The 23,226-nt window shown below is 66.8% G+C and carries 24 protein-coding genes; 11 read left to right on the forward strand and 13 right to left on the reverse strand.

Annotated elements, in window-relative coordinates; genetic code table 11:
- Positions 1–101: 101 nt before the first annotated feature.
- The 4 genes from DM373_RS06520 to DM373_RS06535 form a co-directional block, all read right to left on the reverse strand.
- Positions 102–1,112: a zinc-dependent alcohol dehydrogenase family protein gene (locus tag DM373_RS06520; protein WP_110992746.1), complete on the reverse strand. Its 1,011-nt coding sequence runs from the start codon at positions 1,110–1,112 to the stop codon at positions 102–104.
- A 133-nt stretch (positions 1,113–1,245) separates the two neighbouring features.
- Positions 1,246–1,836, reverse strand: coding sequence for an HAD family hydrolase (locus tag DM373_RS06525; RefSeq protein ID WP_110992747.1), 591 nt, complete (start codon positions 1,834–1,836; stop codon positions 1,246–1,248).
- Positions 1,833–2,702 (reverse strand): acyl-CoA thioesterase II, encoded by an 870-nt coding sequence (tesB, locus tag DM373_RS06530; RefSeq protein WP_110992748.1) that lies wholly within the window; start codon positions 2,700–2,702, stop codon positions 1,833–1,835. Before tesB ends, DM373_RS06525 begins: the two co-directional genes overlap by 4 nt.
- Before the next feature lie 88 nt (positions 2,703–2,790).
- A complete protein-coding gene (locus tag DM373_RS06535; RefSeq protein WP_110992749.1) occupies positions 2,791–3,360 on the reverse strand; it encodes a GNAT family N-acetyltransferase in 570 nt (189 codons plus the stop codon).
- A 183-nt stretch (positions 3,361–3,543) separates the two neighbouring features.
- Here DM373_RS06535 and pmrG point away from each other — a divergent pair, with 183 nt between their 5' ends.
- From pmrG to DM373_RS06550, 3 genes are all read left to right on the forward strand, one after another.
- Positions 3,544–4,230 (forward strand): lipopolysaccharide core heptose(II)-phosphate phosphatase PmrG, encoded by a 687-nt coding sequence (gene pmrG / locus DM373_RS06540; protein ID WP_110992750.1) that lies wholly within the window; start codon positions 3,544–3,546, stop codon positions 4,228–4,230.
- A gap of 148 nt (positions 4,231–4,378) precedes the next feature.
- Positions 4,379–5,293 (forward strand): histone deacetylase family protein, encoded by a 915-nt coding sequence (locus DM373_RS06545; RefSeq protein WP_110992751.1) that lies wholly within the window; start codon positions 4,379–4,381, stop codon positions 5,291–5,293.
- A 273-nt stretch (positions 5,294–5,566) separates the two neighbouring features.
- Positions 5,567–6,808 (forward strand): TIGR03862 family flavoprotein, encoded by a 1,242-nt coding sequence (locus DM373_RS06550; protein ID WP_110992774.1) that lies wholly within the window; start codon positions 5,567–5,569, stop codon positions 6,806–6,808.
- Between the two features lie 149 nt (positions 6,809–6,957).
- Here the strand turns inward: DM373_RS06550 and rhlE1 are convergent, their stop codons facing one another.
- Positions 6,958–8,289 (reverse strand): RNA helicase RhlE1, encoded by a 1,332-nt coding sequence (gene rhlE1, locus DM373_RS06560; RefSeq protein ID WP_110992752.1) that lies wholly within the window; start codon positions 8,287–8,289, stop codon positions 6,958–6,960.
- A gap of 166 nt (positions 8,290–8,455) precedes the next feature.
- Positions 8,456–9,352 carry a drug/metabolite exporter YedA gene (gene yedA, locus DM373_RS06565; protein WP_110992753.1) on the reverse strand — a complete coding sequence of 299 codons (897 nt, stop codon included), beginning with the start codon at positions 9,350–9,352 and terminating at the stop codon, positions 8,456–8,458.
- Positions 9,353–9,506: 154 nt separating this feature from the next.
- On the opposite strand from yedA, the gene DM373_RS06570 reads away from it, so the two are divergent.
- Positions 9,507–9,965 (forward strand): Lrp/AsnC family transcriptional regulator, encoded by a 459-nt coding sequence (locus DM373_RS06570; RefSeq protein WP_110992754.1) that lies wholly within the window; start codon positions 9,507–9,509, stop codon positions 9,963–9,965.
- A 147-nt stretch (positions 9,966–10,112) separates the two neighbouring features.
- On the opposite strand, the gene DM373_RS06575 is transcribed toward DM373_RS06570, so the two are convergent.
- A complete protein-coding gene (locus DM373_RS06575) occupies positions 10,113–10,592 on the reverse strand; it encodes an NYN domain-containing protein (protein ID WP_110992755.1) in 480 nt (159 codons plus the stop codon).
- Positions 10,593–10,749: 157 nt separating this feature from the next.
- Positions 10,750–11,487 (reverse strand): DUF2076 domain-containing protein, encoded by a 738-nt coding sequence (locus DM373_RS06580; RefSeq protein ID WP_110992756.1) that lies wholly within the window; start codon positions 11,485–11,487, stop codon positions 10,750–10,752.
- Between the two features lie 156 nt (positions 11,488–11,643).
- Between DM373_RS06580 and DM373_RS06585 the strand changes: the two genes are divergently transcribed.
- Together DM373_RS06585 and DM373_RS06590 are read left to right on the forward strand one after the other, a co-directional pair.
- Positions 11,644–12,300: a YciC family protein gene (locus DM373_RS06585; RefSeq protein ID WP_110992757.1), complete on the forward strand. Its 657-nt coding sequence runs from the start codon at positions 11,644–11,646 to the stop codon at positions 12,298–12,300.
- 147 nt (positions 12,301–12,447) lie between these two features.
- The gene (locus tag DM373_RS06590; protein ID WP_110992758.1) at positions 12,448–12,939 is read left to right on the forward strand and encodes a hypothetical protein; all 492 of its coding nucleotides are present in this window, start codon (positions 12,448–12,450) and stop codon (positions 12,937–12,939) included.
- Positions 12,940–12,990: 51 nt separating this feature from the next.
- On the opposite strand, the gene hrpB is transcribed toward DM373_RS06590, so the two are convergent.
- Positions 12,991–15,519, reverse strand: a complete 2,529-nt coding sequence (gene hrpB, locus DM373_RS06595) for an ATP-dependent helicase HrpB (RefSeq protein WP_110992759.1) — start codon at positions 15,517–15,519, stop codon at positions 12,991–12,993.
- Positions 15,520–15,641: 122 nt separating this feature from the next.
- On the opposite strand from hrpB, the gene DM373_RS06600 reads away from it, so the two are divergent.
- Both DM373_RS06600 and DM373_RS06605 read left to right on the forward strand, forming a co-directional pair.
- The gene (locus DM373_RS06600) at positions 15,642–16,061 is read left to right on the forward strand and encodes a polyribonucleotide nucleotidyltransferase (RefSeq protein ID WP_110992760.1); all 420 of its coding nucleotides are present in this window, start codon (positions 15,642–15,644) and stop codon (positions 16,059–16,061) included.
- A 23-nt stretch (positions 16,062–16,084) separates the two neighbouring features.
- Positions 16,085–16,954 (forward strand): cation diffusion facilitator family transporter, encoded by an 870-nt coding sequence (locus tag DM373_RS06605; RefSeq protein ID WP_110992761.1) that lies wholly within the window; start codon positions 16,085–16,087, stop codon positions 16,952–16,954.
- 90 nt (positions 16,955–17,044) lie between these two features.
- On the opposite strand, the gene DM373_RS06610 is transcribed toward DM373_RS06605, so the two are convergent.
- Positions 17,045–17,851: a DUF6515 family protein gene (locus DM373_RS06610; RefSeq protein WP_110992762.1), complete on the reverse strand. Its 807-nt coding sequence runs from the start codon at positions 17,849–17,851 to the stop codon at positions 17,045–17,047.
- Between the two features lie 94 nt (positions 17,852–17,945).
- On the reverse strand, positions 17,946–18,533 hold the full coding sequence (locus tag DM373_RS06615; RefSeq protein ID WP_110992763.1) for a TetR/AcrR family transcriptional regulator: 588 nt from the start codon (positions 18,531–18,533) through the stop codon (positions 17,946–17,948).
- A gap of 130 nt (positions 18,534–18,663) precedes the next feature.
- Between DM373_RS06615 and DM373_RS06620 the strand changes: the two genes are divergently transcribed.
- The 3 genes from DM373_RS06620 (at position 18,664) to DM373_RS06630 (ending at position 20,989) form a co-directional block, all read left to right on the forward strand.
- Positions 18,664–19,875 (forward strand): MFS transporter, encoded by a 1,212-nt coding sequence (locus tag DM373_RS06620; protein ID WP_110992764.1) that lies wholly within the window; start codon positions 18,664–18,666, stop codon positions 19,873–19,875.
- 380 nt (positions 19,876–20,255) lie between these two features.
- Positions 20,256–20,732 carry an Lrp/AsnC family transcriptional regulator gene (locus tag DM373_RS06625; RefSeq protein ID WP_003249795.1) on the forward strand — a complete coding sequence of 159 codons (477 nt, stop codon included), beginning with the start codon at positions 20,256–20,258 and terminating at the stop codon, positions 20,730–20,732.
- A 53-nt stretch (positions 20,733–20,785) separates the two neighbouring features.
- A complete protein-coding gene (locus DM373_RS06630; RefSeq protein ID WP_011535816.1) occupies positions 20,786–20,989 on the forward strand; it encodes a DUF2788 domain-containing protein in 204 nt (67 codons plus the stop codon).
- Between the two features lie 61 nt (positions 20,990–21,050).
- Here DM373_RS06630 and DM373_RS06635 read toward each other — a convergent pair whose 3' ends face one another.
- Positions 21,051–21,680 carry a pseudouridine synthase gene (locus DM373_RS06635; RefSeq protein ID WP_110992765.1) on the reverse strand — a complete coding sequence of 210 codons (630 nt, stop codon included), beginning with the start codon at positions 21,678–21,680 and terminating at the stop codon, positions 21,051–21,053.
- 6 nt (positions 21,681–21,686) lie between these two features.
- A complete protein-coding gene (gene amn / locus DM373_RS06640; protein ID WP_167409803.1) occupies positions 21,687–23,174 on the reverse strand; it encodes an AMP nucleosidase in 1,488 nt (495 codons plus the stop codon).
- Positions 23,175–23,226 lie beyond the last annotated feature (52 nt).

Consider the following 23,226-nt stretch of genomic DNA (forward strand, 5'->3'; position numbering starts at 1 on the left):
TCATAGGCGCTGCAAAACCATCGGCAAGCACCTGATCGCCCAAACGCGATCACATGATGAACACCCAAACTGCCCATGCCCCAAAAGCCCTGCTCTAGGGCTCACCAACTCAAGCAAATCTTGCCGAAATGCCTGTTGCTCTCCTGATACCTGAACGCCTCGACGATCTGCTCCAACTCAAAGTGCTTGTCCACCACCGGCCGCAAGCCGTTGGCATCGATAGCGCGAACCATCGCCTGCTGCTGCTCGCGACAACCCACCAGCACCCCTTGCAGGCGAATCTGCCGCACCAGCGCCTGAACCAACGGCAACTGCCCGGCCACGCCGGTGAGGATACCGATCAACGACACATGGCCACCAATGCGTGCGGCGATCATCGATTGCTCGAGCGTGGCCGGGCCGCCCACTTCGATCACATGATCGACACCGCGGTTGTCGGTGAGCGCACGCACCTGCTCGCCCCACGCCGGGGTGGTCTTGTAGTTGATCAGGTGGTCGGCGCCCAGCGCCTTGAGGCGTTCGAGCTTGGCATCGCTGGACGAGGTGGCGATCACCGTGGCGCCGGCCAGCTTGGCGAACTGCAGGGCAAAGATCGAAACGCCGCCGGTGCCCTGCACCAGCACGGTGTCGCCGGGCTTGAGGTGGTCGTCGCTCATCAGCGCGCGCCAGGCGGTAAGGCCGGCGGTGGTCAGGGTGGCCGCCTCGGCGTGGCTGTAGCCTTTGGGGGCGTGGGTGAAGGACGTGGCGCGGGCGGTCACCTGCTCGCGGGCATAGCCGTCGATACCGTCGCCGGGCACGCTGGCGAAGCCTTCGACCTGGGCCTGGCCAGCGAGCCAGTCGGGGAAGAAGGTGCTGACCACCGCATCGCCGACCTTGAACTCGGTGACCCCGGCACCGACCGCGATCACCTCGCCGGCGCCATCGGCCATGGGGATGCGCCGCTCGCTCGGGCCCCACATGCCGCTGACCACGGCGAAGTCGTGGTAGTTGAGGGAACTGGCGTGCAGGTGCACGGTGATTTCGCCGGCGCTGGGCGCGGCAGCCTCGCTGGTGCCGACCTGGACCTTGTCGTAGCCGCCGCCGGGGAGGACGTAGATGGCCTTGGTGCTCATTCGCTGGGTCTCCATTGGGGTAAAGGTGCAGAGCAGCTTAGACAGGTCTGACCGATCGCGGGGCAAGCCCGCTCCCACGTGCCCGCGCGTCCCTGCCTGCGCGTGGGAGCGGGCTTGCCCCGCGATTGGGCCATCAGCCCAGCAACGCCCTCAGCGCCCGGCAATCCGCCGCATGCCAGTCGGCCAGCTCCGGCCAGGGGTTGTCCGGCAGATTGACCAGCACGGTCCTGGTCCCGGCGGCTCGCCCACAGTCCAGGTCGAAGCGATAGTCGCCGACCATCACCATCTCGCCCGGTGCCACCGCCCATGCCCGGGCAATCTGCAACAACCCGTCCGGGTCGGGCTTGGGCGTCGCCTCGTCACGGCCAAGCACATGCTCGATCGGGAAGCAGTCGGCCAGGCCGATGGCTTCCAGGGTGACATGGGCCAGCTCGCGGGCGTTGCGGGTCAGGATCGCCAGGCGGCAACCGCGCCCAGCCAGTTCGCGCACCAGCTCCACCGCGCCCTCGGCGGCTTGCGAGGCAATCGCCAGGTCGCGCTCATGCTCCAGCAACCAGGCATGCTTGGCCGCCGCCTCTTTAGCCGGCAGTGCCGCCAGGTGGGTGAGGATGTCGTGCTCGGCCGGGATGTCGAGCGCCTCGCGAATGGCCGCAAAGTCATGCACCGCGACGGTCAGGGTGCCGTCCATGTCGAACACCCAGTGGCGGATATCGCCCAGGCTCATGCCCAGTCCTTGCGGTGACGGATCAGCCCTTCCTGGGTGGACGAGGCCACCAACTGCCCTGCGCGGTTGAAGATGCTGCCGCGGCAGAAGCCACGGGCATTGCCGGCCCAGGGGCTGTCGGTGGCGTACAGCAGCCACTCGTCGGCGCGCAGGTTGCGGTGGAACCACAGCGAGTGGTCGAGGCTGGCGATCTGCATGTCCTTCTGCCACACCGACTTGCCATGGGGCAGCAGCGCGGTGGTCAGCAGGCCGAAGTCCGAGGCGTAGGCCAGCAGGTACTTGTGCAGCGCGGGGATGTCCGCCAGGTTGCCATCGGCGCGGAACCAGGCGTACTTGACCGGGTCGCCCGGCTTGGGGTTGAACGGGTCGCGCTCGGTGACCGGGCGGATTTCGATCGGCTTGGCGCACAGCACCTTGTCGCGAATGCGCTCAGGCAACTGGTCGGCCATGGCGCTGGCCAGTTCGACTTCACTGGGCAGGTTCTCCGGGCCGACCACGTCGGGCATCTGCACCTGGTGTTCAAAGCCTTCTTCGTCGTACTGGAACGACGCGCTGCAGGTGAAGATCGGCTGGCCTTTCTGGATCGCCGTCACCCGCCGGGTGCTGAAGCTGCCGCCGTCACGCACGCGGTCCACCGAGTAGACCACCGGCATGCTGGCATCGCCGGGGCGCAGGAAATAGCCGTGCAGCGAATGCACGTGGCGGGCGTCCTCGACCGTCTGGCTGGCCGCCGACAGCGACTGGCCGAGCACCTGGCCGCCGTACAGCTGGCGGAAGCCCAGGTCCTGGCTGCGGCCACGGAACAGGTTCTCCTCGATGGACTCTAGGCTCAACAGGTCGACTAGGTCGTCCAGTACGTGACTCATGGAAGGTTCTCCTGGCAAGGCATTACGGCGCGGTTATACCGGCAAATGATACAGGGTTTGTCGGCGGCCCCGTCGAGGGGCATCCCCGTCAGCCACGCAGGGTGTCCTGCCATCGGGCCCGGTCGATGCGGTACAGCACGTGGGGGCGCAGGGGGTGGCCGGCGGGCAGGCGGGGGTGTTCGAAGCTGCCGTCCAGGTCCTGCTGCATGCCGATGGCCTGCATGACTTTCTGCGACGGCAGATTGCCCTCGGTAGTGAACGACACCACCTCCTCCAGGCGCAATTGGGCGAAAGCACAGCGCAGGCAGGTCCAGGCCGCCTCGCTGGCGAACCCCAGCCCCCAGTGGCGCCGGGCCAGGCGCCAGCCGATCTCCACCGCCGGGCCGAACGGGGCCTCGAAATTGACGTTGAGCAGCCCGGTCATGCCGATGAAGGCGCCGCTGTCCTTGCGCTCCAGCGCCCACAGGCCAAAGCCGAATTCATTGAAATGGCCACGGACCCGGCCAATCAGCGCAGCGGCCTCCAGGCGGGTCATCGGTGCCGGGAAATAGCGCATCACCTGGGGGTCGGCGCACAGCGCGGCGAACTCACGCAGGTCGTCGTCCTGCCATTGGCGCAACACCAGGCGGGCGCTTTCCAGTTCGAGAATGGGGGGCATCGGGGGGCTCCGGAATCGCGGTCTGGCAGTTTACAGCGTAGGCCGCCGAATGAAGTTTCATCCAGGCCGCCGCTGCCGGATGTTTTTTTCACATCCACTTCACCGGGCTCCGACAGGTCGCTTAGCACAATGCCTGCCATTACAGCGGCCACAGTCGACGCCGCACTGCCATCGGAGTGACACATGCTTTCCAGCACGACCTTGCACGACCCTGCCCTTGCGGCTCGCCTCAAGCGCCGACGCTCGCGCAAGCTGATCAGTGCCGCCATCGGCCTGTTGATGACCGTGGCCGGCGTAGGTACCTGGCTGGCAACGAGGACGCACATCGTGGACCTTGGCAACGAGCAACAGCTGAGCGAAAGCGGCCTGTTGCAGCAATGGAAAGACGGCGCGGTGCTGGTGATGATCCGCCATGCCGAACGCTGCGACAGCGCCCCCGGGCCATGCCTGGACGACCCCACCGGTATCACCGTTGCCGGCAGCGAGGCGGCTGGCCGGGTGGGCCAGGGCCTGCGGCAACTGGGCCTGGCCGGGGCGGACGTGTTCAGCAGCCCGAAGCTGCGCACCCGGCAGACCGCGCACTTCCTGCTGGGCCAGGACGCTGCCACCCAGGACTGGCTGGAAACCTGTGACAAGCAGTTCGCCGACGAAGCCCTGGCCCGCAAGCGCAGCGGCCACAACCTGGTGCTGGTCACCCACAACGGCTGCATCGACCACTTCGCCCGCCAGCAACGCGTCGCGGGGGGTGAGCGCGAGAGCGGCTATGCCAGTGCGCTGTTCGTGTCGGTGAATGGCGAGGGCAAGGCCAGGATTCTCGGGCGCATGAACGAGCCGGACTGGCAGCGGGTGTTGGCGTCCTCCGGTAAGTGATGCATTGAATTTTCAGGCCCAATCGCCGGCAAGCCGGCTCCCACAGGGGCTGCACTGATGCTTGTGGGAGCCGGCTTGCCGGCGATTGGGCCCACATTGCCAATACAAAACTGGCAAGATCGGCACAGGCCCACCTCACGAAACCGCCATGCCCCTGCCGCTGATCTACCACGACGACTACAGCCCTGAATTCCCGCCGGACCATCGCTTCCCGATGGACAAGTTCCGCCTGCTGCGCGACCACCTGGTCGACAGCGGGCTGACCACCGACGAGGCGTTGCTGCGCCCCGAGATCTGCCCCAACGACATCCTCGCCCTGGCCCACGACCGCGACTACATCGAGCGCTATATGCACGGTGAACTGTCCCGCGAGGACCAGCGCCGCCTGGGCCTGCCCTGGAGCGAGGCGCTAGCGCGGCGCACGGTGCGCGCGGTGGGCGGCTCGCTGCTCACGGCCGAACTGGCCCTGCAGCACGGCATCGCCTGCCACCTGGCCGGCGGCACCCACCATGCCCACTACGACCACCCCGCCGGGTTCTGCATCTTCAACGACCTGGCGGTGATCAGCCGCTACCTGCTGGAAGCCGGCCGCGTGCACCGGGTGCTGATCTTCGACTGCGACGTGCACCAGGGCGACGGCACCGCGCGTATCCTGCACGACACCCCCGAAGCGATCACCGTGTCGCTGCACTGCGAGCAGAACTTCCCCGCCCGCAAGGCTAAAAGCGACTGGGACATTCCCCTGCCCCGCGGCATGAACGACAGCGCGTACCTGAAGGTGGTCGAGGACGCGCTCAACTACCTGCTGCCGCTGTACCAGCCCGACCTGGTGCTGTACGACGCCGGTGTCGATGTGCACAAGGACGACGCCCTGGGTTACCTGCAACTGACCGACCAAGGCCTGGCCGCCCGCGACGAACAGGTGTTGCGCCAGTGCCTGGGCCGCGATATCCCGGTAGTCGGGGTGATCGGCGGCGGCTACAGCAAGGACCGCGAAGCCCTCGCCCGGCGCCACGGCATCCTCCACCACAGTGCGGCGCGCGTCATGGGTTGTTCACAATGACTGTGGAACCGCTTGTGGATAACCTGCTGGAAAGCGCCTACAGCCCTTTGCCTGCGTGGCCTGCAAAGTCTTGATCGTTTTTTGATCAGCCGTGCGCGGCAGGCGCCATGGTTGTTCACAATGACTGTGGAACCGGCTGTGGATAACCTGCGGGAAAGCACCTCCAGCCCTTTGCCTGCCTGGCCTGCAAGATACTGATCATTTTTTGAACAGTACTTGCCGATGCCTGGCTGGGGTAGAATGCGCGCTCTTTTCCACAGCCTGCTGCCGACCATGAACGATCCTCGCCCCGCCTCCCCTCCCCTTGTCGCCGTGATCGGTGGCGGCCCCGCCGGCCTGATGGCCGCCGAGGCACTGGCCCGGCGCGGGGTGGCGGTGCAGGTGTTCGACGCCATGCCTTCGGTGGGCCGCAAGTTCCTGCTGGCCGGGGTTGGCGGCATGAACATCACCCATTCCGAGCCCTACCCCGCCTTCGTCGGGCGCTATGCCGAGCGCCAGGGCGAGCTCGACGGCCTGCTGCGCCACTTCGACGCCGAGGCCCTGCGCCAGTGGATTCACGGGCTGGGCATCGAAACCTTCATCGGCACCTCGGGCCGGGTGTTCCCCCGCGACATGAAGGCCGCGCCACTGCTGCGCGCCTGGCTCAAGCGCCTGCGCGAGGCCGGCGTAGTTATCCACACTCGCCACCGCTGGCTGGGCTGGACGGCCGAAGGTGCCTTGCGAATCGCTTATCCACAGGGGGAATTGCAGCTCAAGGCCGACGCCGTGGTGCTCGCCCTCGGCGGCGGCAGTTGGGCACGCCTGGGTTCGGACGGCGCCTGGGTGCCGCTGCTCGGCGAACGGGCTGTGGATATCTCGCCGCTGCAGGCGAGCAACTGTGGCTTCGAGGTGGCGGGCTGGAGTGAACTGCTGCAAAGCAAGTTCGCCGGCGCGCCATTGAAGAACATTGCCCTGAGCGTGCCCGGCGCGGTGCCGCGCAAAGGTGAGTTCATCCTCACCGCGCAAGGCGTCGAAGGCAGCCTGGTGTATGCCTGGTCGGCGGCGGTGCGCGAAGCCATCAACCGCGACGGGCGTGGCACCTTGCTGCTCGACCTGCTGCCGGACCGGCCTGTGGACAAGATCGCCCAGGCCCTGGCCAAGCCCCGTGGCTCGCGCTCGATGGCCAAGCACCTGCACGGCCAGTTGGGGATTGATGGGGTGAAGGCGGCGCTGCTGCGTGAGTTGACCGATCAGGCGACCTTTGCCGACCCCGAGCGCCTGGCGGCAGCCATCAAGGCGCTGCCGATCACGCTGGTGCGCACGCGGCCGCTGGATGAGGCGATCAGCAGTGCGGGCGGGGTGCGCTTCGAAGCGCTGGATGAGGGCTTGATGCTGCGGGCCATGCCTGGGGTGTTCTGCGCCGGCGAGATGCTGGACTGGGAGGCGCCGACCGGGGGGTATCTGCTGACGGCGTGCTTTGCCAGCGGATTGCGGGCGGGTGGAGCCGCAGCAGACTGGCTGAAACTCCAAAGCTGACCCGCCGCCCTGTGGGAGCGGGTTTACCCGCGAACACGGGCGAAGCCCGTGCCATACACAGCGTTGGATTCTTCGCGGGTGAACCCGCTCCCACAGGGCTCGTGCCAGCCTTACAAATTGAGCGAGCCTGCTGGCATCAGAAGGCCAGCTTATGGCTTGCGCTTGCGCGCCCCACCATTGAAGCTCGGCACCTTGCGCACCGCCTTGACTGCCGGCGCCGCAGCCCCGCCCTCGTCGCTGTCCATCCAACGCCCCAGCCCGCGCTTGGCGCTGTTCTCTTTCGGCTTTTTCGGCTTCTTCGGTTTCTTCACCACCTGGCCACTGGCATCGATCATCGGCACCCGGTGGTCAGGGATGAAATCCGGCTCCTCATGACGTGGCAACTGCTGGCGAATCAAGGTCTCGATCGACGCAAGCATCTGCACTTCGTCAGCGCACACCAGCGAGATCGCCTCACCCTTGTTACCGGCACGGCCCGTGCGCCCGATGCGGTGCACGTAGTCTTCGGCCACGATCGGCAGGTCGAGGTTGACCACCAGCGGCAGGTCGTCGATGTCCAGGCCGCGCGCGGCGACATCGGTGGCCACCAGCACCTGGACCTCACGGGCCTTGAAGCTGTCCAGCGCGCGCTGGCGGGTGGCCTGTGGGCGATCGCCGTGGATGCCATCGGCGTTGACGCCTTCGGCGAGCAGGCGCTCGACCAGTTGGTCCACGCCGTTGCGGGTCTTGGCAAACACCAGCACCTGGGTCCAGCGCTGCTTACGCAGCAGGTGGCAAAACAGGTCGGCCTTGCGCTTCTTGTCCACCGGCACCAGCCATTGCTTGACCGTGGTGGCGGCGGCGTTGCGCGGGCTGACCTCGATGCTCAGCGGGTCGTTCAGCGCAAGGCCCGCGAGCAGGCGGATCTGCTCGGAGAAGGTGGCCGAAAACAGCAGGGTCTGGCGCTTGCGCGGCAGAGCGGCGTACACCGAGCGCAGCTCTTCGGCAAAGCCCAGGTCGAGCATGCGGTCGGCTTCGTCCAGTACCAGGGTCTGCACCTGGCCGAACTTGATGGCGTTCTGGCGGAACAGGTCGAGCAAGCGGCCAGGGGTGGCCACCAGCAGGTCGACGCCACGGCGCAGGCGCATCATCTGAGGGTTGATGCTGACCCCGCCGTATACCGCGTAGGTGGAAAGCGGCAGGTTCTCGGCATATTCACGCACGTTGGCGTGGACCTGCTCGGCCAGTTCGCGGGTGGGCACCAGCACCAGCGCGCGGATCGAGTTGCTGGCGACCTTCTCGCCTTCCAGGGCCAGGCGCTGCAGCACCGGCAGGGCAAAGCCTGCGGTCTTGCCGGTGCCGGTCTGGGCGGCGGCCATCAGGTCGCGGCCGGCGAGCACAGCGGGGATGGCCTTGGCCTGCACCGGGGTGGGTGTGCTGTAGTCCAGCGTCTGCAAGGTGCGCAGCAGCGGTTCGATCAGGCCGAGTTGGGCGAAATTCATGGCAATACCGTCAGGGGGTTCAGCGAAGGCGGCAAGTTTAACGCAATGGGCTGTAGGGGGAGTGGGGTTTCGTGGGAGCGGGCGTGCCCCGCGATTGGATGGCACCGGCTACGCCGGTATCGCGGGGCAAGCCCGCTCCCACGTCCATGCCATCTCGTCGCTGACGTCAGCTCACCGCCGCAGGCGCCTTGCGCCACTGCGGCAGGCCGATCAGCACCACCGCGCCGATAATCACCGCCATCGCCAGGCACTCCTCGGCGCCGATCTGCTCGCCGGCAAAGACGATCCCCAGCAACACCGCCACCGCCGGGTTGACGTAGGCATAGCTGGTGGCCGCCGCCGGGCGCACGTGCTTGAGCAGGTACATGTAGGCACTGAAGGCAAGGATCGAACCGAACAGCACCAGGTAGGCCAGCGCGCCCCAACCGGCGGCACTGGGCATCTGGGTCAGGCGCTCGCCGCTCAGGGCGCTGCCAATCAGCAGCGCGGCACCGCCCACCAGCATTTCCGCGGCGCTGGCCATGGCGCCCTGGGGCAGCGGCAGTTGCTTGCTCCACACCGAGCCGAAGGCCCAGGCCGCCGCGGCAAACAGGATCAGCGCAGCGCCCATGGGGCTGGCCTGCAGGTTCGAACCCATGTTGAGCATGCCGATGCCCACCAGGCCGAGGGCGATGCCCGCCCATTCCAGGCGTGAATTGCGGTGGCCGAACAGCAGGCCGAACACCAGGGTGAACAGCGGCACGGTCGCCACCGCCAGGGCGGCCACGCCCGAGGCTACCCCCGCGTGCTCGGCCAGGGTCACGCCACCGTTGCCGCAACTGAGCAACAAAAAGCCGATCGCCCCGGCCGCACGCCATTGCGCCCAGGTAGGTGCCGGCGCCCCGCGCCAGCGCAAGAAGCCATACAGCAGGCTGCCGGCAATCACGAACCGCACGCCCGCCATCATCAGCGGTGGCCAGGACTCCACGCCAATGCGGATGAACAGGTAGGTCGAGCCCCAGACCAGGTACAGGGCAAGAAAGGCGCCGACAAGCAGCAAGGGGAAGCGACGGGAGGCAGTCATGGCGAGGGGCTCGAAATCCGTTTACGGGTGGCTTAGTTTAGAAAGGGCCACGGGCAAACTTAAGTTACAAAACACGTTTAAATTACCGAAACACTTTGCAAAGCATGGTTATGCACAGCCTTGACCATCGATTGCAAAGCCACCAGGAATCGCCATGGACAAATACGACCGCATGCTCCTCGCCGCCCTGCTGGAAGACGGCCGGGCCACCTACGCGCAGCTGGCGCGCCAGGTCAACCTGTCGGCCCCGGCGGTGGCCGAGCGGGTCGCCAAACTCGAGGCCAGCGGGGTGATCAGTGGCTACACGGCCAAGGTCGACCTGGAAAAGATCGGCCTGCCGATCCAGTGCGTGATGGAGCTGCGCCTGGCCAGCCATGGCAACCAGCAGGCCTATGACGTGCTGGCGAGCATCCCCGAGCTGACCGAGTGTCACCGGGTCACGGGCGATCCTTGCGTGATCATGCAGGCGGCGGTGGCGTCGATGACGGAGCTGGAGGCGCTGATCAACCGGGTGTCGCAGCTGGGCTTCAGCAAGACCTCGATCATTCTGTCGAGCGCGGTGGAGCGGCGGGTGCCGCTGGGGCATCTGGAGGGCAATGGCAGGAAGGGATGAAATAGCCAATCGCGGGGCAAGTCGCATCGGCGCACCGCCGCTCCCACGATTGCTATGGGAGCAACTGTTTTGTTCACAATTTAAAAACTTGCCGCGATCACTGTGGGAGCGGCGGTGCGCCGATGCGACTTGCCCCGCGTTTGGCCTTCAATGACGCAGCAGCAGCTTGCCCTCGATCGGCACGTAGCGGCTGGCCGCGCGGATCACCGACAACGCCGTCAGCCCTGGCACGCCATAGACCACTGTTTCGACGCCGTGGCGCTGCATCGCCCGTTCCAGCAACAGGTCGAAATCCCCGTCACCGGAGGCCAGCACCACCTGATCGACCCGCGCCGCCGCCTCGATCACATCGAGGGTGATGCCCACGTCCCAGTCGCCCTTGGCCGAGCCATCGGCGCGCTGGATGTAGGGTTTGAGGCGCACCTCGAAACCGAGGTTGCGCAGGATCTGCTGGAACTGTTGCTGCTTGCTGTCGCCGCGGTCGATGGCGTAGGCCACCGCTTCGACAATCTGCCCTTCGCGGCTGACGTCAGCCCACAGCGCGGCATAGTTGAAATGGCAGCCGTGGCCCTGGCGAACCGTGTAGTAGAGGTTCTGCACGTCGGCGAACAGGGCGATTTTCTTCACGCGTGGTGGCCTCGCTGAATCCGTGAAGGGGGCTGCTGCGCAGCCCTTTCGCGGGCAAGCCCGCTCCCACAGGTTATGCGCGGCCTTCTGTGGGAGCGGGCTTGCCCGCGAAAGGGGCGCAACGCGCCCCCAAGTGCCAGCGAGTATGCCAGAGCCCTTAGACGTAGTCGTCGTCCGAGAAGAAGCCGCCATCATCACTGCCGTAGTCGGTATCGGCAAAACCACCCTGGTCGCTGCCCCAGCCACCGTTGTCGGCCACCTGCTGCTGGCCGCCCTGGTCGTTCCAGCCGCCTGTGTCGCTGGCCGGCGCGGGTTCTTCCTTGATCACCTCGACCACCTCTTCTGGTTGCGAATGATGATTGAACAGGCTGCTGATGCCCTGGGCCAGCAGCACGCCGCCGGCCACACCGGCGGCCGTCTGCATCGCCCCGCCGAGGAAGCTGCTGGCGCCACTGCGCGCCGGCGCAGGCGCCGCGCCGAAGCCCTGCTGTGGTTGAGGGGGCGCGTAGGCCTGCGGGGCAGGCTCGCGCCAGCCGCCGGCAGAAGATGGCGGTGGAGCAACCGAACGCTGTGGTTCTGGGCTGCGAGCACTGCCACCAAAGATGCTGGACAGGAAACCACCGCCACCATTACCCGCGCTGGAACGGGTCGCTTCAACCTGGGCACGGGCCTGCTTGAGCTCGGCCTCGAGCTGCTTGTTCTGCTCGTCCAGGCGCTTGATCGCAGCCTCCTGCACCAGGATCGCCTGGGCCATGTAGTACGGCGCCGCCGGCTGCTGGCGCAGGTGCTGTTCGATGCACGCCTGGGCCTGGGCGTCGCGCGGCTGGGCCGGGTCCTCGGCTTGCTTGAGGCGGCCGAACAGGCCGTCGATCAGGGTTTGTTCTTCAGTGTTCATCAAGCGACCTCATGGGCTGAACTGGACAGCGGACAGGCTCAAAGATGGGGGGCCGGCCCGGGCGATTCAATCGCCCGGGCCATGAAACTTTTTTCAGCAAACGGGCGGTCTGGGCTAAAGTTACGCCCTGCTTTTTCTGCCATGCGATGTTGACCGATGAATCCGCTGAGCGTTCTGCGCGACTCCCTGTACTTCTTCCGCCGCCATCTGGTGAGCATCCTTCAGCTGTGCCTGCCGTTGGTGGTGCTCGAGGCACTGTGCAGCCAATTGCTCTACCGCGAGCTTGGCGAGCAGGCTTCGCCGGCCTACGGCATGTTGGTCAGCCTGCTGTTCTATCCGCTGTACAGCGCCGCGCTGATCCTCTACCTCGACACCCGCAGCAACGGCGACGCGATCGCCAAGCGCAACCTGTTCGCCCGCGCCGTGCAGCTGTGGCCGGCGCTGGCGCTGCTGATCCTGATCAGCTCGCTGCTGATCATGGCGGGCCTGATGCTGTTCATCTTCCCGGGCGTATGGATCATGGTGAACCTGGTGTTCGCCGAATACCTGCTGGTGCTGCGCGGCCTGCCAGTGGTCGAGTCGATGCGCACCAGCGCGCGCATGACCACCGGGCACTTCATGCGCATCATGGTGTGCATGCTGTCGGTGCTGGCGCCGCTGTGGCTGATCGATGGCTTGCTGCTGACGGTATTCCCCGAGCCGCAGCCAGGCGTGCAACTGGCCCTGGATAGCCTCAGCGGCTTCCTGCAGCTGTTCAGCACCGTGGTGCTGTACCGCCTGTTCATGCTGCTGGAGAGCGAAGCGGGGGCCTGAGTTTTGTCCGTGCCTGATCACAAGGCACGAGGAACCACGACACGGCCAGGAAACCGCTCAAGCTGCCCCTTGGCCCACCTGCTGCCTAATGTGCGCCGCGCCGGCCCGAACCTCGACCGGCGCAGCGCACATTCAGGAGAACACAGCATGAGCATGTCCCAAACCGCAAACGCCTGGGCCGATGGCCATTCCTTCATCGGCCAGATCTACCTGCGGCAAGACCAGCGCTGGTCGCCCATCCACCTGCATGCCACACGCCACGATTTCAGTTTCGGGGTGGATGTTCGCAGTGATACGGGTTGGCTGCAGACCGGGGGTGCCGACCCGGCCGAAGCCTTCCTGTTCCGCTTTCACTCCAAGGGGCCCGAGCGCCTCCACTTCACGCTGTCGCTGGCCAGCGACAGCACTCGGCAGCTGGACATCGACAGCAACGGGCGGCTCGGTCTCTATCCAAGAGCAAGTACGCAACAGTACTGGAAGGTGCAACCGCTCGAGTGGCAACAAGACCGGGTCAGATGCCTGCTCCGGGATCAGCAGGGTCATCAGGTCAAGGCGTTGCCGGGCAATGGTACAGATGTCGCTGGCCTCACCGTGCAAACTGGCGAGCTGTGCGAGTACCTGATCGTACGTGACTTGTAAGGATGCGCCTGGGGCAGCCTTGGCACCCGCCGGTTGGCCCGCCAGGCCTCATCAGGTGCCTCTGGGCTTGGCCCGCGCCGTGGCCTCGGCCACCAGCGGGTTGTCCGGCCAGTAGTGCTTGGGATAGCGCCCCTTCAAATCCTTCTTCACCTCGGCATAGGTGGTACGCCAGAAGTTGGCCAGGTCCTGGGTGACCTGTACCGGCCGGCGTGCCGGTGACAGCAGGTGCAGTTTGACCTGCAGGCGCCCACCGGCGATGCGCGGGGTGTCGGCCAGGCCGAACAGCTCCTGCAAGCGCACGGCAAGAATCGGTGGCTGTTCGCTGTAGTCCAGGCGGATGTTCGAGCCCGAAGGTACGCTCAAGAAAGCCGGGGCCAGCTCCTCCAGGCGCTGGGGCAACGGCCAGGGCAGCAGGTTGCGCAGGATCGACGACAGGTCCAGCGCGGCGAAATGGCTCAGCCGTGAGACTTTGCCCAGGTACGGTTGCAGCCAGTCTTCCAGGCTGGCCAGCAGCGCTTCGTCGCCCAGGTCGGGCCACTCGCTGTGGCCGTCTTTCTCCAGGTCCAGCTGGCGCAACAGGGTGACCCGGGCCTGCCACTGGCGCAGTTCGGGGGTCCAGGTCAGCAGGTTCAGGCCCTTGCGTCGTACCAGGCCGAGCAAGGCCCTGGCGCGGGCATCGTCGTCCAGGCCGGGCAGCGGCTCGCGGCTGAGCACCAGCTCGCCGACCTTGCGCTGGCGTTCGGCGCGCAGCACCTGCTCACGTTCGTCCCAGTCGAGCAGGTCGAGCTGTTCGACCTGCTCGGCAAGTACATCATCGAACAGTGCCCGCTCGAATTCGGCAGCCAGGTAAATGCGCTCCTCGCGCTGGCCCTGGCGGCTGCCGAGGTCGGCGATCACCAGCCAGGGGCATTTCATCAACGCATCGGCTTCACCGAACAGCGCCGCACGGCCGTTGGCCAGGCGGTATTCGGCGCCGCCTTCGCGACGCTGCTGGGCGACACGGTCGGGGTAGGCCAGCGCCAGCAGGGCACCGAGCCAGCGCGGGTGCTCGGGATCTGCAACTGGGGTGCGCGGTTTGCCGCGTAATTGCCCACGGTACTGCCGGGCCAGTTGCCGGGCGCGTTGCACGCCGCCCTGGCCGCCGCGTGTGGTTTTGCTTTCACCGCTGAGCACGCTCAGCCGCGAATGCAGGTCGGCGCCGCCGCCGCGCAGGATGTCACGCTCGCCCAGCAAGGCCGCGACGTCGCAGGCCATGTCGGCCAGCCCCAGGTCCTGGCCGCGCAGCAGCAGGTGGGCGATGCGCGGGTGAGCCGGCAGCTCGGCCATGGCCTGGCCGTGGCCGCTCAACTGCTCGCGCTGGCCGGGCTTGAAGGCGCCGAGCCGTGCCAGCAGGTCCTGGGCCTGGGCGAAGGCGGCAGTGGGCGGTTGGTCGAGCCAGCTCAGCTGTTCGGGCGGTACGCCCCAGCGCGCCAGTTGCAGGGCCAGCCCGGCAAGGTCGGCCTGGAGGATCTCGGCGCTGCCATGGGCCGCCAGTTGGTCATGCTGCGCCTCGGACCACAAGCGGTAACACACGCCCGGCTCCAGGCGCCCGGCACGGCCGGCCCGCTGGGTGGCGCTGGCGCGGGAGATGCGCTGGGTGTCGAGGCGGGTCATGCCGCTGCCGGGGTCGAAGCGCGGTACCCGTGCAAGGCCTGCATCGATCACCACGCGCACGCCGTCGATGGTCAGGCTGGTCTCGGCGATGTTGGTGGCCAGCACCACCTTGCGCAGGCCTTTGGGCGCCGGCTCGATGGCGGCGCGCTGGGCATTCAGGTCGAGCTCGCCGTGCAGCGGGCAGAGCAGGATGCCAGGGCGCTCGCCCAAGGCCTCCTGCAAGGCCTGGTGCACCCGGCGGATCTCAGCCTGCCCGGGGAGGAACACCAGCAGGCTGCCGCCTTCATCGGCGAGCGCCTGCAGCACACAGTCGACCACCCGCGGTTCGACGAACTCGCCAGGCTGGAAGGGCCGGCTCCAACGAATGTCCACCGGGTGCATGCGGCCCTGGCTGCTGACCACCGGGGCGTCATCCAGCAGCCGCGCCAGGCGCTCGCCCTCCAGGGTGGCCGACATCAGCAGGATCTTCAGCGCCAGCTCGTCACGCAGCAACCCGCGGCCATTCAGGCTCAACGCCAGGGCCAGGTCGGCGTCGAGGCTGCGCTCGTGGAACTCGTCGAAAATCAGCAGCCCCACGCCCTCCAGCGCCGGGTCGCTCTGCAAGCGGCGGGTGAGAATGCCTTCGGTGACCACTTCGATACGGGTGTTGGGGCCGACCTTGCTGTCCAGGCGGATGCGATAGCCCACCGTTTCCCCGACCTTCTCGCCCAGCTCGCTGGCCAGCCGCTCGGCGGCGGCGCGGGCGGCCAGGCGGCGGGGTTCGAGCATGAGGATGGTCTGCCCGGCCAGCCAGGGTTCGTCGAGCAGGGCCAAGGGCACGCGGGTGGTCTTGCCGGCGCCGGGCGGCGCCTCGAGCACGGCTTCGTCGCGGGTAGCCAGGGCCAGGCGCAGGTCAGGCAGTACGGCATCGATCGGTAATGAAATCATGGTGGTCCTCGAACAATCGCCCGAGTATAACGGCGAACCTGGCCTGCCCTATCATGGTCTTAAGCTTCAGGCGCCGGCCTCTGCCGCGCCCCTTGTCGTGGTTACCTTTACCGGAGATTCACATGCGCATCGCTTCCCGCGTCATCGGTGGCGCCCTTGTCGCCACCCTGCTGACCCAACTGACGGCCTGCGGCACGGTTTTCTTCCCTGACCGTCGCGGCCAGATCGAAGGCAAGATCGACCCGATGATCGCCGCGCTGGATGCCGTCGGCCTGCTGTTCTACATCATCCCCGGCCTGATCGCCTTCGGCGTCGACTTCGCCACGGGCGCCATCTACTACCCCGGCGGCTACTCCGCGCAGGTCGACCCGGCCAAGCTCAAGCCTGCCGTCAATGCCGACGGCCAGGTCGACAGGATCAAGCTGCAGGCTATCCTCGAAAGCGAACTGGGCCAGCGCCTGCCGCTGAACGACCCACGGCTGATCCAGCAGCGCGGCAGCGTCGAGCAACTGGCGGCCCTGGGCCTGGTACCGGCAGCCTGAAACCCGCAAGGACGCCCCCGCGCATGACCGTGACCAGCGAACACCAACGCCTGCTGCGCCTGGCCACCCGCGCATCCTTGGCGGTGGCCAGCATCCTGGTGCTGAGCAAGGCCGTGGCCTGGTGGCTGAGCGGCTCGGTGAGCCTGCTGGCCGGGCTTACCGACTCGGCGCTGGATGCCGTCGCCTCTTTCCTCAACCTGCTCGCGGTGCACTACGCGTTGCGCCCGGCCGACGACGATCACCGTTTCGGCCACGGCAAGGCCGAAGCCCTGGCCGGCATGGCGCAGGCGCTGTTCATCGGGGTCAGTGCGGTATTGATCGGGGTGCAGGCCGTGCAGCGGTTGCAGTCGCCGCAGCCGCTGGGCGACACCGGGGCCGGTATCGCGGTGATGCTGCTGTCGCTGGTGCTGACCCTGGCGCTGCTGGCGCTGCAGCGCAGGGTGATCCGTATCACCGGCTCGACCGCGGTGCGCGCCGACTCACTGCACTACCGCTCCGACCTGCTGCTCAATGGCAGCATCCTGCTGGCCCTGCTGCTGGCGCGCCTGGGCTGGCCACAGCTGGATGCGCTGTTTGGCCTGGGTATCGCCCTGTACATCCTGTGGAGCGCGGTGCAGATCGCCCGCGAGAGCACGGCGATCCTGATGGACCAGGAACTGCCGGCCGACATCGGCGAGCGCATGCTCGAGGCGGTGCTGGCGATCCCTGGGGTCAAGGGCGTGCACGACCTGCGCACGCGGGTGTCGGGGAGCCACTGGTTCGTGCAGCTGCACCTGGAATTGCCGGGTGACCTGCCACTGCATCAGGCCCATGGGTTGTGCGTGCAGGCCTCCCAGGCGATCCGCGAGCGTTACCCACGGGCCGATGTGCTGGTGCATGCCGATCCGGTGTAGGCCTCATCGCTGGCAAGCCAGCTCCCACCTTGACCGCGCTGCTCTCAAGAAATGCATAACCCTGTGGGAGCCGGCTCCCACAGTTTGGCATCAGTTGATGCTGTAGCCCCGCCCGCTCAAGCAAGCGCCCAATGCCCGTCGATAGTTGTCTGCCACATTCGGCGGCGGCGCATAGCTGGCGGTTGCCGGGTCGAAACCGCTCTGGCTCACGGCCCAGCGATGGCACTGATAACGGTCCTGCTCCTGCTGCTCCGGGCCCTGGCCATACCGGGGATAGGCGATCACATCGTAACCACCGGCCGGTTGCGGCGCTGGCGCCACCGTGGGCGGGTTGACCACCACGTACTCGGCGCTGCTGGCCTGGTACTGGTAATAGGTGTCGGCCACCAGGAAGAACAGCGCTCCACCCAGCCATACTTCGCGCGCATAGGGCGGCAAGTAGCTGACCCGCACCCCGTAAGGCGGCCTGACCACGACGTAGCCGCCGCCATGGGGGCGATACCAGTAGCCACCGGAGTAGTAGTAATCCTGGCCGCGGTAGGGCACTTGCCAGGAGCGGTCCGGGAAGCGATCGACGGTATGCCCGGGGTGATACTGCGGCCCTGGGCCCCAACCATCGCCATGGCCGTCCGGGCGCCCCGACCAGTCGCCGCCAGGTCGCTGACCGGGGCCACCGGCCTGCCAGTGACGGTTGTCGTCATGCCGGCGCGGGATGTCCTGGTAATACCCTTGGCGTGGTGGCTGGGTCTGACGCACTTCATCACGCGAGTTGAGCGGCGAGCCACGCCCGCCATTGGGGTCCTGCGGGCCGTCCCCCGGCCCTTGGGCCAAGGCGCCCAGGCTGATACCGATGCCCAGCAAACCAACACCTGCCAATTGCCAGATGCGTGACCTCATGTTGTTCCTCTCAGTCAATGACCCCTGCCTGTACTGCAGGCAGTCTAACGCGCCGCACAAGGCCGGCTGATGAAATAGCGGACAGCGAGTGTTGTTAAACCCGCGCCAGCAAACCGCGCAACAGCAACTCCAGCGCCGCCAGTGCCTGGGCCAGCCGGGCATCGCCCTCCTCGCCCTGCGCGACCCACAACGCCGCCTCGGTCAGGCTGCCATGGAGCATCGCCGCCAGCGCCCACGGGTCGGCCTCGGCCACCACCTGCTGTTGGATCAACCCGGCGAGCAGTTGCTGCATCGAGGCGACACAGTGTTGTTGCGCCTCGGGCGAGGCGCCGCCCAGCACCGCCCGCGCATCGCGCAGGACGATGCGCTGGATCTGCGGCTCGCGGGCCATGCGCAGGTAGGCCTGGCAGCGTTGACGCAAGCCCTCCCAGGGGTCGCTGGCCGCGTCTGAAATGGCCTGCAGGCGGGCGTCCATCTCCGCGTCGATTTGCGCCACCAGCGCCGCCAGCAAGCCCTGCTTGTCACCGAAGTGGTGATAGAGGGCACCACGGGTCAGGCCGGCACGGGCCGTCAGGTCGTCCATCGAAGCGTTTGCATAGCCCTGTTCGCTAATGACCTGGCGGGCTACCGCCAGCAAAGCGGCGCGGGTTTCTTCCATTTCGGCGCGGGTACGGCGAACCATCACTCCCCCTTACATACAACGCGTATGAATATTTACATTCACATCGTATGATTATTTAATCATACGTGCTGTACGTATTCATTTCGCCGTTCTGCCCCAGGCAGGTGGCATGGCTCAAGGAGGAACCAGGATGCCTAACCCCTACACCCGACTGTTTACCTTGCCCGGCACGCGGGGCTTTGCCCTGGCGGGACTGCTGGCGCGCTTGCCGCTACCGATGACCGGGATCGGCATCATCACCCTGCTGTCGCACACACGCGGCAGCTACGCGCTGGCCGGGGCGGTATCGGCCACTTTCGTGCTGACCTACGCGCTGCTCTCGCCGCAGGTGTCACGCCTGGTCGACCGCCTGGGGCAACGCCGGGTACTGCCGCTGGCCAGCCTGGTCAGCGTGGCCGGCCTGCTGTTGCTGGCCGCTGCGGCGTGGTTGCGCAGTGCCGATTGGCTGTTGTTCGCCGCGGCAGTGCTCAGCGGCTGCATGCCCAGCATGTCGGCCATGGCCCGTGCGCGCTGGGCCTACCTGTACCGCGGGCAGCCGCTGTTGCAGAGCGCCTATTCGCTGGAGACGGTGTTCGACGAGGCCAGTTTCATCGCCGGCCCGCCCTTGGCGATCGGGCTCGGGGTGGCCCTGTGGCCGGCGGCCGGCCTGCTAGGCGCCGCCACGCTGCTGGCGCTTGGCACGCTGGCACTGGTACTGCAGACGGCCAGCGAGCCGCCAGTGGGCGATGGCGATCTCACACCCTCGCGCAACCGGCCGCTGTGGCGCCAGCCGAGCCTGCGCCGGCTGACCTTGCTGATGGTGGCGATGGGCGTGATCGTCGGCACGGTGGACATCGTCAGCGTGGCGTTTGCCAATGAACGCGGGCAACCATTCGCGGCCAGCCTGGTGCTGTCGGCCTACGCCATCGGCTCCTGTGCGGCGGGCCTGCTGTTCGGCGCCGTGCGCTCGCCGTTGCCACTGCCGCGCCAGCTGCTGGTGGGCGCGCTGGCGACGGCGCTGGCCACCCTGCCCTTGCTGATGGTCGACTCCCTGGCCGGGCTGGCCGGGGCGGTGCTGCTGGCCGGGGTGTTCTTCGCCCCGACCATGATCATCGCCATGACCCTGGTGGAGCGTTGCGTCGCCGCGCAGCAGTTGACCGAGGGCTTGACCTGGTTGCTGGCCGGGCTGAACGTCGGCGTGGCACTGGGCGCCGCTGCGGCGGGCCAACTGGTGGATGCGACGACACCCGACCAGGGCTTCGTCATCGCCCTGGCCGGCGGGCTGCTGGTACTGCTCAGCGCAGTGGCCGCGAGCCTGCGGCCGGGTGCGGCGCGGGCAGAAACACCGGCTGTCCAGTCCTGAAACAGCTGCGCACTATCGACGCCATCGCGGGGCAAGCCCGCTCCCACGGGACGGGACAGGGGCAATAAAAAAGGGAGGCCTTGCGGCCTCCCTTCGGAAATTGTCGTCCGTGCTCGGCACTTGTGGCACCGGCTCACCTCGCGCCGCCTTCTGGGCAGTGCGTAGCCCGGGGGCCGTGCCGATCCGGTTGGAGGGCTGGCCGCGAGCGCCCGTCTGGGGCGCCTCGCCGTGGACTGATGTCCGGGCAGTGATTCTGGTGATAAAGATAGGCGAGCCTGGGGGGCAAAGGATTGCGAAGATTGCTCTGATAAATACTGCTTGCGCAATTTTTCACTCAGGATCGATAATTCGCCGCAATCCGAACAGAAAAGGCCCTATTCATGAGCAAGCTCGACCGCTATGACCTGAGCATCCTTGCCGAATTGCAGCGTGACGCGCGCATCTCCAACCAGGAACTGGCCGAGCGCATCGGCCTGTCGCCCTCCCCTTGCTCACGCCGGGTCAAGCAGCTCGAAGACGACGGCTACATCTCGCGCCAGGTGGCGCTGCTGGACCGCAAGAAGCTCGGCCTGAGCCTGACCGCCTATGTGCTGATCGGCATGGACCGCCACACCCCCGAGCGCTTCGAAACCTTCGAGGCGGCGATCCGCAACCTGCCGCAAGTACTGGAGTGCAGCCTGGTCACCGGGATGGACGCCGACTATCAACTCAAGGTGGTGGTGCCGGACATGGACCACTACCAGAAGCTGCTGCTCGGTAGCCTGACCCGCATCGAAGGCGTGACCAGCGTGCGTTCGAGCTTCGTGCTCAACCAGGTGCTGGCCAGCACCGAGCTGCCATTGACCCACCTGCGTTGAAACCCTGCGCGCCCGGCGTATGATCGGGCGCTTATCCTGCCTGGAGTTGACCGATGGATCCCGCCGTATTCGAAGAGTGGATGATGATCGTCCTCGTCACCGTACTGATCGCCTTCATGGGCTTCATCGTCTGGGACCTGGCGAAAAAATCCAAGGCTGGCCGGTTCGGCACGCTGATCCTGTTCTTCGTGCTGGGCCTGGGCGTGCTGGCGTTCATCATCAAGAGCGTGGTGGTGGGGTTTCTGGAAGGGGTTTAGGAACCTATCGCGGGGCAAGCCCGCTCCCACGCGTGGGAGCGGGCTTGCCCTGCAATGGCGATCAGAGCTTCGCCGGCACTTCGCGCCAGCAACCCTGCTCCAACCCCTCGATCGTCCAGTCACCAATCCTCACCCGCACCAGCCGCAAGGTCGGCAAGCCCACCGCTGCCGTCATGCGCCGCACCTGGCGGTTGCGCCCTTCACGAATCACCAGTTCCAGCCACGCCGTCGGCACGCTCTTGCGAAAGCGCACCGGTGGGTTGCGCGGCCATAGCGTGGGCTCGTCGAGCAAGCGGGCTTGGGCTGGCAAGGTCGGGCCATCATTGAGCTCGACGCCATCGCGCAGGCGCTGCAACTGCTCCGCGCTCGGCTCGCCCTCCACCTGCACCCAATAGGTCTTGGCCAGCTTGTGCTTGGGGTCGGCGATACGCGCCTGCAGGCGTCCGTCGTTGGTCAGCAGCAGCAAGCCTTCGCTGTCACGGTCCAGGCGCCCGGCCGGGTAGATGCCGGGGATGTCGATGAAATCCTTGAGCGTGGCGCGCCCTTCGCCGTCGCTGAACTGCGTGAGCACGTCGAACGGCTTGTTGAACAGGATCAGGCGCGGTTCAGCCGGCGGCGCCTTGGCCTGGCGACGTGGGCCGGAAGGCCGCGCCGCCGGGCGGCGCGGGGTATTGCGGGGTGGCAGGGGCATGGATCCTCAGCGGAACGGCGGCTCATCGAAGCTGCGCAGTTTACGCGAGTGCAGCGAGTTGAGCTCGGTACGCAGCAGGTCGAGGGCGGCGATGCCGATCTTCAGGTGCTGGCTGACCGCGCGATTGTAGAAGGCGTTGGCCGACCCAGGCAGCTTGATCTCGCTGTGCAGCGGTTTGTCGGATACGCACAGCAAGGTGCCGTACGGCACCCGCAGCCGGTAGCCCTGCGCGGCGATGGTGCCGCTTTCCATGTCCACCGCCACGGCGCGCGACAGGTTGATCAGCGGGCGCTCCTGGGCCCAGCGCAGCTCCCAGTTGCGGTCGTCGTAGGTGAGCACGGTACCGGTGCGCAAGCGCTTCTTGAGTTCCTCGCCGCGCTCGCCGGTAACCTGCGCCGCCGCTTCCTGCAGCGCCAGCTGCACTTCGGCCAGGGCCGGGATCGGGATGTTCGGCGGCACCACGCGGTCGAGGATGCCGTCACGGCGCATGTAGGCGTGGGCCAGCACGTAGTCGCCGATGGTCTGCGACTGACGCAGGCCGCCACAGTGGCCGATCATCAGCCAGCAGTGCGGGCGCAGCACCGCCAGGTGGTCGGTGATGTTCTTGGCGTTGGACGGGCCGACGCCGATATTGACCAGGGTCACGCCATCGCCGTCGGCGGCGATCAGGTGGTAGGCCGGCATCTGGTAGCGGTGCCAGACCACGCTGGCCACCAGGGCCTGGGCCTCGCCGTTGTCCATGCCCTTCTCGATGATCACGTTGCCCGGCAGGACCATGCGCACGAAGCGCGGGTCCTGGCGCAACTGCTCAAGGCCGTGGCTGATGAACTGGTCGACGTAGCGGTGGTAGTTGGTCAGCAGGATCCACGGCTGCATGTGCCGCCAGTCGCTGCCGGTGTAGTGCACCAGGCGGCGCAGCGAGAAATCGACACGGGCCGCGTCGAACAACGCCAGCGGTAGGGTCTCGGCGCTTTCCCAGTCGTACAGGCCATCGGCGATGTTGTCGGTGGCGGCCGACAGGTCGGTGCTGGGGAATACCCGCGCCAGCTGCGCGGCGGTGATGCCGCTGCCGGCCAGTTCATCGCCCTGGTCGACCACGTAGGGGTACGGGATGTTCTGTTCGCTGACGCCGACTTCCACGGTCACCGTGTAGTCGTGCATCAATGGGCGCAATTGCTCCAGCAGGTAGCCACGGAACGCGGCGGGCTGGGTGACGGTGACGCTGTAGGTGCCGGCCACCTGGACCTTGGCATAGGCGCGGGTGGTGGCGGCGACTTCGCCCTGGCTGAAGTAGGTCAGGCGCAGCGCCGGGTAGCGGAACAGCGCACGCTCGTCCTGGCCCGGTTCGGTGCGGTCCTTGAGGTAGCGCTTGAGGGCCTGGCTCAGGGCGCCGGTGGCTTGCTCGTGGAGGGCCGCCAGACGGTCGACGGCCTGTTCGGGGGTATCAACGACTTCAAACGCTTGGCTCACGCTGGGCTTCCTGTCTTCTGACATGCATGACAGCCATCTTGCCTGCGTTGCCAGGCAAATACACCCCCGATAATCG

Source organism: Pseudomonas sichuanensis (genome assembly GCF_003231305.1).
GTDB classification, from domain to species: domain Bacteria; phylum Pseudomonadota; class Gammaproteobacteria; order Pseudomonadales; family Pseudomonadaceae; genus Aquipseudomonas; species Aquipseudomonas sichuanensis.

Bases quoted from the DNA above. Each gene is read 5' to 3' on its own strand.
- DM373_RS06520 (WP_110992746.1), bottom strand. From the start codon at position 1,112: ATGAGCACCAAGGCCATCTACGTCCTCCCCGGCGGCGGCTACGACAAG.
- DM373_RS06525 (WP_110992747.1), bottom strand. From the start codon at position 1,836: ATGAGCCTGGGCGATATCCGCCACTGGGTGTTCGACATGGACGGCACC.
- tesB (WP_110992748.1), bottom strand. From the start codon at position 2,702: ATGAGTCACGTACTGGACGACCTAGTCGACCTGTTGAGCCTAGAGTCC.
- DM373_RS06535 (WP_110992749.1), bottom strand. From the start codon at position 3,360: ATGCCCCCCATTCTCGAACTGGAAAGCGCCCGCCTGGTGTTGCGCCAA.
- pmrG (WP_110992750.1), top strand. From the start codon at position 3,544: ATGCTTTCCAGCACGACCTTGCACGACCCTGCCCTTGCGGCTCGCCTC.
- DM373_RS06545 (WP_110992751.1), top strand. From the start codon at position 4,379: ATGCCCCTGCCGCTGATCTACCACGACGACTACAGCCCTGAATTCCCG.
- DM373_RS06550 (WP_110992774.1), top strand. From the start codon at position 5,567: ATGAACGATCCTCGCCCCGCCTCCCCTCCCCTTGTCGCCGTGATCGGT.
- rhlE1 (WP_110992752.1), bottom strand. From the start codon at position 8,289: ATGAATTTCGCCCAACTCGGCCTGATCGAACCGCTGCTGCGCACCTTG.
- yedA (WP_110992753.1), bottom strand. From the start codon at position 9,352: ATGACTGCCTCCCGTCGCTTCCCCTTGCTGCTTGTCGGCGCCTTTCTT.
- DM373_RS06570 (WP_110992754.1), top strand. From the start codon at position 9,507: ATGGACAAATACGACCGCATGCTCCTCGCCGCCCTGCTGGAAGACGGC.
- DM373_RS06580 (WP_110992756.1), bottom strand. From the start codon at position 11,487: ATGAACACTGAAGAACAAACCCTGATCGACGGCCTGTTCGGCCGCCTC.
- DM373_RS06585 (WP_110992757.1), top strand. From the start codon at position 11,644: ATGAATCCGCTGAGCGTTCTGCGCGACTCCCTGTACTTCTTCCGCCGC.
- DM373_RS06590 (WP_110992758.1), top strand. From the start codon at position 12,448: ATGAGCATGTCCCAAACCGCAAACGCCTGGGCCGATGGCCATTCCTTC.
- hrpB (WP_110992759.1), bottom strand. From the start codon at position 15,519: ATGATTTCATTACCGATCGATGCCGTACTGCCTGACCTGCGCCTGGCC.
- DM373_RS06600 (WP_110992760.1), top strand. From the start codon at position 15,642: ATGCGCATCGCTTCCCGCGTCATCGGTGGCGCCCTTGTCGCCACCCTG.
- DM373_RS06605 (WP_110992761.1), top strand. From the start codon at position 16,085: ATGACCGTGACCAGCGAACACCAACGCCTGCTGCGCCTGGCCACCCGC.
- DM373_RS06610 (WP_110992762.1), bottom strand. From the start codon at position 17,851: ATGAGGTCACGCATCTGGCAATTGGCAGGTGTTGGTTTGCTGGGCATC.
- DM373_RS06615 (WP_110992763.1), bottom strand. From the start codon at position 18,533: ATGGTTCGCCGTACCCGCGCCGAAATGGAAGAAACCCGCGCCGCTTTG.
- DM373_RS06620 (WP_110992764.1), top strand. From the start codon at position 18,664: ATGCCTAACCCCTACACCCGACTGTTTACCTTGCCCGGCACGCGGGGC.
- DM373_RS06625 (WP_003249795.1), top strand. From the start codon at position 20,256: ATGAGCAAGCTCGACCGCTATGACCTGAGCATCCTTGCCGAATTGCAG.
- DM373_RS06630 (WP_011535816.1), top strand. From the start codon at position 20,786: ATGGATCCCGCCGTATTCGAAGAGTGGATGATGATCGTCCTCGTCACC.
- DM373_RS06635 (WP_110992765.1), bottom strand. From the start codon at position 21,680: ATGCCCCTGCCACCCCGCAATACCCCGCGCCGCCCGGCGGCGCGGCCT.
- amn (WP_167409803.1), bottom strand. From the start codon at position 23,174: ATGTCAGAAGACAGGAAGCCCAGCGTGAGCCAAGCGTTTGAAGTCGTT.